9 protein-coding genes, 1 tRNA gene and 1 pseudogene are annotated in these 12091 nt (G+C 76.4%); 4 read left to right on the top strand and 7 right to left on the bottom strand.

Annotated elements, in window-relative coordinates; genetic code table 11:
* Positions 1 to 130: 130 nt before the first annotated feature.
* The 5 genes from GA0070614_RS05935 to GA0070614_RS05915 form a co-directional block, all read right to left on the bottom strand.
* A complete protein-coding gene (locus tag GA0070614_RS05935) occupies positions 131 to 2683 on the bottom strand; it encodes a transglutaminaseTgpA domain-containing protein (protein WP_088975006.1) in 2553 nt (850 codons plus the stop codon).
* Positions 2659 to 3807 (bottom strand): DUF58 domain-containing protein, encoded by a 1149-nt coding sequence (locus GA0070614_RS05930; protein ID WP_088975005.1) that lies wholly within the window; start codon positions 3805 to 3807, stop codon positions 2659 to 2661. Before GA0070614_RS05930 ends, GA0070614_RS05935 begins: the two co-directional genes overlap by 25 nt.
* 14 nt (positions 3808 to 3821) lie before the next feature.
* On the bottom strand, positions 3822 to 4820 hold the full coding sequence (locus GA0070614_RS05925) for an AAA family ATPase (RefSeq protein WP_088975004.1): 999 nt from the start codon (positions 4818 to 4820) through the stop codon (positions 3822 to 3824).
* A gap of 32 nt (positions 4821 to 4852) precedes the next feature.
* Positions 4853 to 7420 carry a fibronectin type III domain-containing protein gene (locus GA0070614_RS05920; RefSeq protein WP_088979253.1) on the bottom strand — a complete coding sequence of 856 codons (2568 nt, stop codon included), beginning with the start codon at positions 7418 to 7420 and terminating at the stop codon, positions 4853 to 4855.
* 213 nt (positions 7421 to 7633) lie between these two features.
* On the bottom strand, positions 7634 to 8392 hold the full coding sequence (locus tag GA0070614_RS05915) for a fibronectin type III domain-containing protein (RefSeq protein WP_231933663.1): 759 nt from the start codon (positions 8390 to 8392) through the stop codon (positions 7634 to 7636).
* Between GA0070614_RS05915 and GA0070614_RS30500 the strand changes: the two genes are divergently transcribed.
* The 3 genes from GA0070614_RS30500 to GA0070614_RS30490 are packed head-to-tail and all read left to right on the top strand — an operon-like array spanning position 8382 to position 9557.
* Positions 8382 to 8555 (top strand): hypothetical protein, encoded by a 174-nt coding sequence (locus GA0070614_RS30500; RefSeq protein ID WP_172892338.1) that lies wholly within the window; start codon positions 8382 to 8384, stop codon positions 8553 to 8555. The two genes, GA0070614_RS05915 and GA0070614_RS30500, sit on opposite strands and share 11 nt — an antisense overlap.
* Positions 8556 to 8594: 39 nt before the next feature.
* The gene (locus GA0070614_RS31400; RefSeq protein WP_172892337.1) at positions 8595 to 9128 is read left to right on the top strand and encodes a hypothetical protein; all 534 of its coding nucleotides are present in this window, start codon (positions 8595 to 8597) and stop codon (positions 9126 to 9128) included.
* A gap of 12 nt (positions 9129 to 9140) precedes the next feature.
* Positions 9141 to 9557: a hypothetical protein gene (locus tag GA0070614_RS30490; protein ID WP_172892336.1), complete on the top strand. Its 417-nt coding sequence runs from the start codon at positions 9141 to 9143 to the stop codon at positions 9555 to 9557.
* 1295 nt (positions 9558 to 10852) lie between these two features.
* Here GA0070614_RS30490 and GA0070614_RS31000 read toward each other — a convergent pair.
* Positions 10853 to 11068, bottom strand: a pseudogene (locus tag GA0070614_RS31000) (tetratricopeptide repeat protein); the annotation flags it as partial.
* 223 nt (positions 11069 to 11291) lie between these two features.
* Between GA0070614_RS31000 and GA0070614_RS05905 the strand changes: the two are divergent.
* Positions 11292 to 11378, top strand: a tRNA-Leu gene (locus GA0070614_RS05905).
* A 340-nt stretch (positions 11379 to 11718) separates the two neighbouring features.
* Here GA0070614_RS05905 and GA0070614_RS05900 read toward each other — a convergent pair.
* Positions 11719 to 12054, bottom strand: a complete 336-nt coding sequence (locus GA0070614_RS05900; protein WP_088975003.1) for a hypothetical protein — start codon at positions 12052 to 12054, stop codon at positions 11719 to 11721.
* Positions 12055 to 12091: the final 37 nt, after the last annotated feature.

Genomic DNA, 12091 nt, shown 5'->3' with positions numbered 1-12091 from the left:
CCGCCGGCCTCCCGCCTCGTTGATCAAGAGCTCTGGGTCTGAATCGGGCCCTCGGAGCTACCCGAACTTCTTGATCATCGGGCTGAGGTCCCGCCCCCGGCCGGGGGGTGGGGCCGGGGGCGGGGTGGGGTCAGCGGTGCCAGCGGAGGGGGCCCGGGTGGATCGACCAGAGCAGGCGGCGCCACCAGGGGCGGGCGGCGCGCAGCGCGGCCACGTAGCTGACCGCCTCCGCCGCCGCCCGGTCGGCCTCCGCACCGGTCAGGGTGCCGGGGGCGAAGGCGACCTGGTTGAGCAGGCGGGCCAGCTCGTCCACCCCGGGCACCGGCGCTGCCAGGAGCGCGGTACCGGTCGGTGCGCCGGCCAACGGTGCCGCGCCGCCGTCCGCCGGCCAGCCGCCCGCCGCGCCGTCACCTGCCGCGCCGCCGCCCGCCGCGCCGTCACCTACCGGTCCATCGCCCGCGCCTTCGCCACTCCCGGGCCAGCCGCCCGCGCCGTCGCCGCCCTCCGGCCATCCGGCCGTCGGGTCACCGGTCGGTAGGGCCCCTGTCCGGTCGGGGGTGGGCGCGGTGCCCCGGGCCAGGGCGGCGCGGGCCTCGGCCAGCGCCTGCCGGGCGCGGGCGGCGACCTCGGTGGCGGCCAGGTCGTCGCCGACCGGCCGCCCCGCCAGCCGCAGCGCGTCGGTGACCTGCCGCCAGGCGCCGGCCACCCGCTCACCGGGGTCACCCCGCCCGAGCCGGGCCCGGGCCTGCGCGCGGCGCAGCCCGACCAGCGTGGCCAGCGCCGCCCCCACCAGCAGGGACGACACGAGCCCCGCGACGGTGACGAGCAGCCACCTCGACACGCCCCGGCCGGTGTCGCCCGACCCCGGCGCCGCCACCGCGGACGGGGTCGCCGTCGGCTCCACGGTGGGCTCCGGGGCCTCCGACGGCGGCGGCTCCTCCTTCGGCGGTCGGAAGTCCTCCTCGACCGGGCGGGGCTCCTCGTCGGGGCGGGGCAGCGGATCGAAGGGCACCCAGCCCACCCCGGAGAAGAACACCTCCGGCCAGGCGAGCGCGTCCGCGGCCCGGACCGGCCCGTCACCGCGTGGGGAGAACCCGACCACCACCCGGGTGGGCAGGCCGGTCAGCCGCCCCAGCACCGCGAACGACGCCGCGAACTGCTCCGACGTGCCGCGCTGCCCGCCGCCGTTGCGCGGTCCGAAGAGGAAGAAGCTCAGGTTCGGGTACGCGTGCCCGCTCGGCGCGTCCGCCACCACCCGGTAGTGCTCGGCGAGGAACTGTTCGATCGCGGTCGCCCGCGCGTACGGGGCGCCGTTGTCCTCGGCGAGCTGGGCGGCGAGCCGGCGCATCGGCTCCGGCGTCCCGTCAGGCACCCGCAGCACCCGGGCCACCTCGTCACCGGACGGCACGTCGGCGGTGGCGAGCAGGCCCGCGTCCGGCCGCTCCCGCAGCGAGGTGACCGTGTACCGCAGCCCCGGGCCCAACCCCTCGGGGCGGATCAGCGTCCCCGTCGTCGGGTCGTACGCCACCCGCGCGCCGGTGACCTCACGCGGGGTCGCCACCGCCGGCAGCAGCCGGCCGGTCAGGTCCGCCACGGTGATCTCCTGCCGGACCGTGTCCACCGTCCCCGGGCCCGGCTCGGTCGCCGGCAGCACCCGCCCCGCGTTGCGGTACGTCGCACCGACCCGCCAGGTCACCCCGTCGTAGTCGCTGAGCACCGCCAGCCGGATCCGGGGCGGCGGGCCGGCCGGCGCCCGGGTGGTGACGTCCAGCAGCTTCTGGTCCGGGTTCAGCGCCCACCCGGAGATCCGGATCAGCGGGTTCTCGTCCAGCGACTCCACCCGGGGCGGCTCGACGTACCGGCGCGGATCCACCGGCCGCTCGTCGACCTGCGCGGCCAGCGCCGGGCCGAGCAGCGCGGCCAGTCCGACCACCACCGCCACCCCGGTCGCCGTCCCCGCCACCAGCCGCGCCCGCACCGCCGTGCGGACCTCCGGGGCCAGCGCGGCCGTCGGATCCGGACCATTCGCGCCCCGCCCGCCGGGCGCCACCAGGCCCAGCGCCACCGCGGCGGCGAAGGCCACCGACGGCCAGACCGCCGGGTCCGCGTTCGGGCCGACGACGTAGAGCGCACCCGCGTAGAGCAGTGCCGCGGGCAGGAAGCCGAGCAGCGTCCGGCCGGCGCGCATCGCCACCTCGGCGCCGGTCAGCCCGGCCAGCCAGGCCGCCACCAGCGGCACCAGCACCGTGTCCGGGGTCGGTTCGACGGGGATCATCGCGGTCAGCAGCCGGGGGATGCCGTTGCGGGCGGCGTCGACGGCCACCTCGGCGAAGCCGCCCGGCAGCGCCGCGCGCCGGGCAGCCAGGTGCAGCGCGAACAGCGTCCAGCCGGTCATCGCGGCCACCGACACCGGCGCCACCAGCCAGGAGGGCAGCCGCCGGGCGGCCACGCTGACCAGCACCGACCCGACGGCCGCGCCGAGCATCAGCCGGGTCAGCAGGTCGTCGGCGTACACCCGGCCGAGCACCACGCCGGCCAGCGCAACCTGCACGACAAGCGCCAGCGGCACCGGCGTCGCGCGCAGCACCCGCAGCGCGCGCCCGCCGCGGTCGTCCGCCGGCGGCGCGACCGGGGCGGCCAGCGGCGCGTCGGTCCCGGTCACCACCGGCGCACCCCGTCCCATTCGGCGGCGAAGTCGGCGCCGTCGGCGGCGTCCACCACCACCAGCCCGGCCGTCCCGGACGGGGTCGGGCCGTCCGCGCCGAAGACCGCCACCAGCACCGACGGGTACGCCCCGCGCAGCGCGCCCACCTGCCCGAGGTGCTCGCGCCCACCCGGGCCGGTGAGGAAGACCAGGGTGTCGCCGCCCCGGTCCTGGCGCAGCCGGCCCGTCGAGGCGCGCAGCGCCTCCTCGCCCCCGTCGGCCAGCTCCACCGCGGCCAGCCGGTCCAGCGGTGGCTCGTCGGCCCGGTCCTCGCCCGGCGCCACCAGCAGCAGCACCACCGGCAGGTCGTCCCGCACCGCCGCCGTGACCACCGAGGCGGCCGCCTCGCAGGCCGCCTCGAACGACTCCGCGACCCCGTCGACCCGCTCCGGATGGGCGACCGCCCGGTTGTCCAGCAGCACCACGATCCGGGGCAGGCTGGTGTCCACGTTCTCCCGCACCATCAGCTCGCCCACCCGGGCGCTGGTGCGCCAGTGCACCCGGCGCAGCTCGTCACCGACCACGTACTCGCGCAGCGAGTCGAAGGTGATCGACCCGTGCGGCACGCTGTCCGACCGTCCCTCCAGGCTGCGGCCCGCGCCGGTCGGCACCGCGCGCAGCGGGTGCACCCGCGGATGCACCCAGACCGGCACCGTGCCGCCGTACGGGCGGGAGAGCGCCACCAGGCCCAGCGGGTCCCGTCGGGTCACCCGCAGCGGGCCCACCGGCACCACCCCCCGGCGTCGCGTCGGCACCTCGTAGTCCACCGTGGTGTCCCGGCCGGGGCGCAGCCGCAGCACCGGCACCGGCACCGTGGTGGCGCCACAGCGGTCCTCGGCGAGCAGGTTCGCCGCCCGCAACCGGCCGGCGTTGCGCACCGTCACCGTCATCCGCGCCGACTCCCCGCGCGCCACCCGGTCCGGGTCCGCGCTGCGGGTGACCTCCAGCCGGGGCCGCCAGGCCGCGGACACCACGGCGTAGCCGACCGCCACGACGGCCGCCGTGCCGAGCAGCGCCAACTCCGGGTACGCGTACCGGAAGCCGACGCCGAGCAGCGCCACGGCGGCGACGAGCAGCCCGACGCCCCGGGCCGTGATCCCCATCCCGATCCGGCCGGTCAGCCGTGGGCCGGGGCCGGCTGACCCGACGGCAGCGGCACCGGCACCGACGCGATCGCCTGGCGCAGCACCTCGGCGGCGGTCACCCCGCGCACCTGCGCGTCCGGGGTGAGCAGCAGCCGGTGCGCGAAGACCGGCTCGGCCAGCGTCTTTAGGTCCTCCGGCATGATCCAGCCCCGGCCGTCGATCAGCGCGTACGCGCACGCCGCCCGGGTCAGCGCGATCACGCCCCGGGGGCTGACCCCGACGCGTACCTGCGGATGGTTGCGGGTCGCGGCGGCCAGCCGGACCGCGTACGCGTAGAGCGGCTCGGCGATGTGCACCCGGCGGGCCATCCGGACCATCTCCCCGACGGTGGCCGTGTCGGTGACCGCGCTGAGCGAGTCGGGGGAGCGAACCGTCGCGCCGCGCAGCACCTCCACCTCGACCGCCTCGTCGGGGTAGCCGACGGAGAGCTTCACCAGGAAGCGGTCCAGTTGCGCCTCCGGCAGCCGGTACGTGCCGTCCATCTCCACCGGGTTCTGCGTCGCCACCACCAGGAACGGCTGCGGCACCGGGTGCCGTACCCCGTCCACGGTGACGGTCCGCTCCTCCATCACCTCCAGCAGCGCCGACTGGGTCTTCGGCGAGGCCCGGTTGATCTCGTCGGCGATGACGATGTTGGCGAACACCGGGCCCGGGTGGAACTCGAAGCCCCGGGTGGCCTGGTTGAAGATCGTCACCCCGGACACGTCGGACGGGAGCAGGTCCGGGGTGAACTGGATGCGCCGCCACTGGCCCTTCACGGTCGCCGCGATCGCCCGGGCCAGCGTGGTCTTGCCGACCCCGGGGACGTCCTCCAGCAGGACGTGCCCCTGGGCGAAGAGCGCGGTCAGCGCCAGCCGGACCACCTGCGGCTTGCCCAGCACGACCGCGTTGACGTTCTCCGCCAGCCGGGCGGCCAGGGCGGCGAAGCCCTGCACCTCCGGCTGAGTGAGCGGTTCCTGGGTGCTGTTCACGGTGGTGCTGCTCCTCGGCTGGGTGGTACGGCTCAGCAGGTGGGCAGGACGTTGATGTCGTCGCCGCCCTCCAGGTTGAGCCAGGCCCACGGGATGTAGTTCCTCCCGGAGTACTCGACCTGCACCCACCAGGTGCTCTGCTTCTGGTTGTTGTAGATCCACGAGTCGACGTTCTCGCCGCGCACCCTGCAGTACGCCTTCAGGCGGGTGCCCGGCCGGGCCCACCCCTCCTGCTGGTCGTTGTCCTGCCGGGGAACCCGGAAGATCTCGTTGCCGTTGCGCTTGTTCGGAATCTCCGCGTTGCAGTAGGTGCGCTGGTCACCGTCCGGCCCGTTGTTGCAGGTGGCGATGCCGTACAGCGCGTCGGTGGTCTGCGCGCGGGTCGCGGTGCCCTTGCCGGCCGCGTTGCTCGCCGTCACCGTCACCGTGTACGCCGTCCCCGGCGTCAGGCCGGTCACCCGCAGGCTGGAGCAGCTGCCGCCGGCTGACTCGCCCCCGGCGGCGGCGGTGCAGGTGGCCTGGCCGCCGCCGGCGTCGACGGTGAACGTCACCGTCACCGAGGTGGCCGTCGCCGACGACCCGGTCACCGTCACCTTCGGCGGCGCCACCGTCCGCGCGGTGACGCTCGCCTCCGGGCCCGGACCGGCCTCGTTGACCGCCTTGACCTTCACCAGCACGTTCTGCCCGTCGCCCAGGCCGCCCACGGTGGCCCGGGTGTCGGTCACCTCGCTGACCTTGCCGGCCACGTCCACCAGGTACTTCGTCACCGGCCGGCCGTTGTCGACCGCCGGGGACCACTGCACCGCGATGGTGCCGGGCCGGTCGGCGACGGTGCTGGCCCGCAGCTCGACCGGCTGCCCGGGCGGGGCGAACGGCACCACGGTGTTGCTCATCGGCGAGGCCGCCGAGCCGGCGCCCTTGTCGTTGACGGTCACCACGGTGAAGGCGTACTGGGTGCCGTACTCCAGCTCGCCGGCCGGGATCACCAGCTCGGTCCTCGCCGACTCGCCGGCCGGGGCGTTCGTGCCGGCCGAGGTGGCGGTCACCGCGTACTTGGCGATGGTGTTGCCCTGGCCGTTGGCGGCCGGCCACTTCACCAGCACGGTGCCGTCCGGGCGGGCCTCGGCGGTGACGCCGGCCGGCGGGTCGGGCACCGCGGCGGTCGGGGTGACCGGGTTGCTGCGGCGGGCCGGACCCTCGCCCTTGGCGTTCACCGCGTGCACGGAGAACGTGTACGTCTCGCCGTTGGTCAGGCCCTTGATCTCGATCGCGCGCTGGTTGGCGCCGACCTCGTGCTTCTGCCCGGCGCCCTCCACCACGTACCGGGTGATCTCGGCGCCGTTCGCGGCGGCCGGCCGCCAGCTGACCCGCGCCTGCGCGTTGCCGGCGGCGGCGGTGACGCTGCGCGGGGCGCCCGGCTTGCCCACCTTGGGCTTCTTCGGCGGGGGCGGCGGCGGGGGCGCCGGCGGCGGGTCACCGCCGAGCACGTCGTTGGCGTACTTGTTGACCTCGCGGACCTGGTGCTTGTCGTCCACCACGCGGGCGGTGGAGGAGTCCGGGGCGTTGATGAAGAGGTGGTTCTCCCGCACCTCCAGCTCCAACGGGCCGGTGCCCCGGCCGGCGACGGTGTCGACCAGCTGCCCGGCGCCGTCGAAGGCGTAGACGGTGCCGGTCGCCTCGTCGGCGCAGTAGAACCGGCCGGCCCAGGCCACCGCGGGGCTGAGCCGGTCACCGGCTCCGGGCACGGTGAACTGCCGTACCTCGCCGGCGCCGTCGGTGACCACGTGCACCCGCCGGTCGCCGTTGACCGTGACCGGCACGGCCGGGCCACTGGTACGGGCGGGCAGCGTGCCGGCGGCGGCCATGGTCAACGCGGTCCGCCGGGTCGTGCCGGCGCGCACCGTGACCAGCGACGCGGAGGTACGGTCCAGCACCGCCACCCCGTCGTCCAGGGTGGACACCACCAGCTCGTGGTTCGGCTCGGCGACCGTGTACGTCTCGACCTGCTTCGGGCTCAGCCCGCCGCCCGCCCCGGCCTCGGGGCTGGCGGGCAGGTCGGCCGCGGTCACGGCCGAGACGGTGCCCTCGCTCGGGATCGCGATCCAGAGCCTGCCCTCACCGTCGAACGCGCCACCGGTGATGCCCGGCGGGTACCGCACCGGCTCGCCCACCGGGGTCAGCGAGCGCGGGTCGAGCTGCCGGACGATGCCCTGTACGGCGTCGACCACGAAGGCGGCGTCCTCGTGCAGGACCACGTTCACACCGAGCCCCGGCGTGGTGCGGGTGGTGGCGGTGATCTGGAGGGTGGCCAGGTCCAACGAGCTGACCTGGCCGGTCTTCAGGTCGCGCAGGATCAGCAGCCGGTCGGTCTGGGTGACCTGCACCGGGTGCCGGCGGGCGCCGGGGACCTCCAGCCGGGTGTCCACCCGGGCGGTGACCCCGTTGACCCGGGCCAGCTCGCTGCGCGCCGCGCTCCACAACCAGCTGCTGGCGTCGTAGTTGGCCACCGCGTTGTCGGCGGCGCCCAGCCCGAGCACGGTCAGCCCCATGGCGGCCAGCAACGCGCCCACCGTGCCGATGGTGACCAGCCCGCCCCGCATCCGCGAGCGGCGTGGCGGTGTCCCGGTGTCGGTGCTCACGGCGTCCTCGATGGTGGCCACGGCCGGCTGCCTCCCCGTCTGGCTCTCCCAGGTGGCGCGCCGTGCCCCGGCGACCCTCCCCTGAGCCGTGGGACATCATATGGGCCGCTCCGGTGCGGGGAAACCCGCACCGTCCCGCTGTGGACACCCAGCGTGTGCGGTGTGGACGGACGGTCAGCCGGCCGGCGAGCGACGCTCCCGGTCCGTGCAGACCTGCCCCGAGGTGGCGAAGGCGTCCGTCGAGTACACCGCCAGCACGGTGAAGCAGTAGTCCACCGACTCGCTCAGCCCGTTGACCGTGTAGCTGGTCTGTCCGGGGTCGACGGTCGCCATGACGCCCAGCGCCTTGCCGGCCCGACCGCCGGCCACCATGAACGGCACACCACCGTTGGTCGGGTCCGACCAGCTGATCGTCACGGTCGTCTCGTCGTCGCGCAGCTTCAGGTCGGCCGGTGGCGCGCCGGTCTCCCTCGCCGCGCCGGGGGACGCGCCCGGCGGCGTCGACGGGGGAGCGGCCTCGTTCCGGTCGAGCGCCACCGCGCCGACGATGCCGGCCGCGACCACCACCACGACGCCGACCACGACCGCGATCACCGTCCGGCCCCGTCCGCGCCGCTCGGGCTCCGGATCCATCGGGTACGCCGGCGGCAGCGGCGCCGGGAACACCGCATCGCCCTGCGGGTACGCCGCCCGGGGCTGCTCCCGGTCGGCCGGGGTGGACACGTCGACCTCGTCGGACACTCGCTCGGGGACGTCGTAGGCCACCAGCGCGCCGTCGGCCGGATCGGTCGTCCCGTCCGTGGTGTCGTCCTCGTCGTCCCCGCCGGGCTCGTCGTCGACCGGTGACGTGGTCAACGGCTGTGGAGGCGCGACGCTGCTCCACGGCGGCGCGGTCAGTCCCCACGGCGGAGCGCTGTGCGGCGTGGCGCTCACCGGCGTGGCGCTCACCGGATGGGCCGGCGGGGTGCTCACCGGCTGGTACGCGGCCGGCGGCGTGCTCACCGGGTGGGCCGGCGCGGGCGGGGTGCTCACCACCGGTGGTGCCGGTGGCGTGCTCACCGGCGGGTGCGGCACGGGAGGTGCGCTCACCGGGTAGGCGGGCGACGGCGGGGCGCTGACCACCGGCGGCGGCGGGATGTTGACCGGACGTGCGCTGGTCGCCGGCGATGGGGCGTTCACCGGCCGTGCGGGCGTCGGCGGTGCGCTGACCGGGTGGGCGGGTGGCGTCGGCGGGACGGGCGGGGTCGGCGGTGCGCTGACCACCGGCGGTGCGGGCACGACCGGGGGCGCGCTGAACGGACGGGGAGCCGGCGGTGCGCTGAGCACCGGTGGTGCGGGCGGCGTCGGGGTGGTGGCGGGGCCGGGGGTGGCCGGGTGCGCACCGGTGTGTGGCGCAGTCGGCGGTGCGCTGACCGGCGGGGTGGGAGGCGTGCTGGCGGCCGGTGGTGCGGAGACGGGTGGGGTGGGAGGCGTACTCACGACCGGAGGTGCGGAGACCGGCGGGGTGGGTGGCGTGTTCGCGACCGGCGGTGCGGAGACCGGCGGCGTGGGCGAGGGCGGCGCACTGACCGGTGGGACGGGGGGCGCGCTCACCGGCGGGGCGCTCACCGGTGGGACGGCAGGAGGTGCCGGCGGCGCGCTGGCGACCGGTGGTGCGGAGACCGGGTGAGCCGGCGGCGGAGTGCTGACCGGGGGAGCGCTGACCGGGGGCGCGCTGACCGGGGTCGGGGTGGCCGGGGGTGCGCTGACCGGGGCGGCGTCCGGTCGGGCGGGAGCGGCGGCGGCCTGGCGGGCTGCCGAGGCGATCCGCTCGGCCTCCTCGCGCAGCAGCGGTCCGATCTGCTTGACCTGGATGGTCGGCCGGTCCCAGCCCTTCGCGGCCGCCGGTTCCGAGCCGCCGGTGCCCGTCGACTCCGCCGTGGCCGGTCCGGTCGGCGCCGGAGCGGCGGCGGTGTCGCGGGCCTCGACGGGCGCCGGAGGGCCGCTCGTCGGTACCGGCGGCGTGGCCGGCTCGTCGGGTGGCGGGACAGCGGCCGGCCCGCGCGTGGCCTCGGCCGGGGTCGGCGCACTGGTGGCCGGCGTCACCGGCTCGGCCTGATCCGCGGCGGTGGGTTGAGCCGTGGCGGTGGGTTGAGCCGTGGCGCTGGCGGCGGACGGCGTGACCGGGGCGGCGTGTCGGGCGACGGCGGCCGGGTTCCGGCCCTCCGTCGGTTCCGGCGCACTGGTGGTCGGCGGCTGTGGTGGGGGCGCAACGGTCGCCGGTGCGGGCACGACCGGCGGAGGCGGTGGCACGGCCACGCCCCGCGTCGGGGCCGGCGGGACGGCCGGGGGAGCGGAGACCGGACCCGGCGTCGGCGGTCCGTGTCGGGCCGGCGGCGTGACCTGGGGAGCCGGGCCGGGCGGCGGGACGGCCCGGGCGACGTACGGCGGCTGCGGAGCCGGAGCCGGAGCCGGAGCGGAACCCTGGTGCGGAGGCGGCGGTACGACCGGCGGCGTCGGTGGGACGGCCGGCGTCCGCAGGTGCGGTGGCGCCCACGGGGACGTCGCCGCAGCGGGACCCGGGTGCGCGGGCGGGCCCATCCGGGGTGGATAGGGCCCGGGTACGGCGGGCGGCGCCGACCGGGGCCCGGGCACCGGTGGGCTCGGTGGCACGGAGACCTGGCGATGCGGCGGGACGGGCCCCGGCGGTGCGGGCGCCTGGTGTGCCGGTGCCGGTGGCACCGGCGGAGCGGACCGCTGCTGGCGGGGCATCGGCACGTACGGCACCGCCTGCCCGGCCTGCGGCGGGTACGACGGACCCTGTCCGGCCTGCGGCGGGTACGACGGACCCTGCCGGGCCTGCGATGGGTACGACGGACTCTGCCCGGCCTGCGATGGGTACGACGGAGCCTGCCCGGCCTGCGGCGGGTACGACGGACCCGGCGCGGGCCCAGGGGCGGCGGGGGGCGGGGGTTGCCACCCCTGCGGGCTCGCGCTGACCGGCGCGGCGTGCGGACCGGGCCGGTGCGGGGTGGCCGGTCCGGGCGTGGTCACCGGTCCGGGCGGCGCGGGCCGTGGCGCGGCCACGGGACCGGGTGACACCGGCCCGGGTGGGGGCACGGGGCCGGGTGGCATCGGGCCGGGACGTGGCGCGGGCGGCGGGGCGACGGGCGCCGGCGGTGTCGCCGCTGCGGCGTTGCCACCGAGGTACTGGCGGGCGGCGCGTACCGATGGGTGGTGCTCGCCGAGCACGGCGGGGCCGGCGGTGGCGACGCGGGTGTAGTTGCGGCGGGCCTCGTGCCGGTTGCCCAGCTCCTCGGCGACGGAGGCGAGGTCGAAGGAGATGGCCAGCATGAGCGGGTGGGCGGGGCTCAACCGGCGCTCGCCCGCGGCGTACGCCTCCTCCAGCACCCGGCGGGCGCCGGTCGGGTCGTCGGCCTCGCGGTGCATCCGGGCCAGCAGGTGGGCAGTGCTCAGCACCTCCGGGTGGTCCACGCCGTACAGGGGCCGGGCCGAGGCGATCGTGTCGGTGAGCAGCCGACGGGCGGCGGGGAGATCACCGGCGGACCGCAGGGCGAGGGCCCGCTGCTGGACGGTGGTGAGGGGAGAGGGCTGTGACACGGGAGCCATGCTGCCGGTAGAGCGCGCCCGGACGCTACCCGCGGAGCGGGCCGGACGTCCGATCCGCTCGTCTGTGTGCCTCTGACCTGGGCAGATGCGCCAGGAGAGAGCGCGCCGACCGGCGATGTGCATGATCCATCTCCGCCGTGTACAGTAATCCCCCGTGCGGCCCACCAGGGCGGCCGACCGGCGGGAGACCCGCCGCGGCCGACAGGGTAGGCTGGACGAGCAGGTCCGGGTGGCGGAATGGCAGACGCGCTAGCTTGAGGTGCTAGTGCCCGTATAGGGCGTGGGGGTTCAAGTCCCCCCTCGGACACCACATTGCAGCATTCATGCTGCTTGTACTGATGGTCAAGCGCGCTTGACCACGCCAATCTCAGTGCAGCGAATCCCCGGTCGACCTCGTCTCGATCGGGTCGACCGTCGTGGCTGATCGCTCAGTGGCTCCCGTCGTCCCTCCCGTACGGCTGTCGGACCGGGAGCAGGGCCGGCGTCGGCCGGATGGGAGAACTCTCGCAGCCCACCGTTGCCCCTGCCGGTCCTGCCGGCGCTCCGTCGGCAGGATGGTGTACGGCTTGGCTGCCCGGTGACCGGCTGGCCGCACCGATCCGTGGCGAAGATCTACGCTGCCGGTGCCCTGACAAGTCAGGGTCGGCTCGCTACCAGCGGCGCACCGAGCGCCAGTCCTCTGCGGCCCGGATCGCATGCTCCGCTGCCGCGCGCTCGGCCCGGTCCTGCTCGCGGCGCCGGAATCCCTGAACGAGCTTGCGTCCGGCGAAGATGGGGATCAGCACCGCGCCGTAGAAGACCATGCTGAGGCCACGGCCGGTGGTGGCAAGGTGGAAGGCGTAGTAGGCGGCGAAGGTGCCGCCGAGGGCTGCCAGCACTCGGTCGACAGGTGAGGTGGTGGCGAAGCGCGTCGCGGCTACGACCAGCAGCACGATGGCGCTGGCGGCCAATCCGATGACGTAGATGACGGTGATGGCCAGGATCAAGCTGACGCACCTCGCTCGCAGGGATGCTGGTCGGTCC

The organism is Micromonospora coxensis (assembly GCF_900090295.1).
Taxonomy (GTDB): domain Bacteria; phylum Actinomycetota; class Actinomycetes; order Mycobacteriales; family Micromonosporaceae; genus Micromonospora; species Micromonospora coxensis.
Note: the sequence above shows the minus strand (reverse complement) of the source record. Positions and strands in the feature narration are given on the sequence as shown.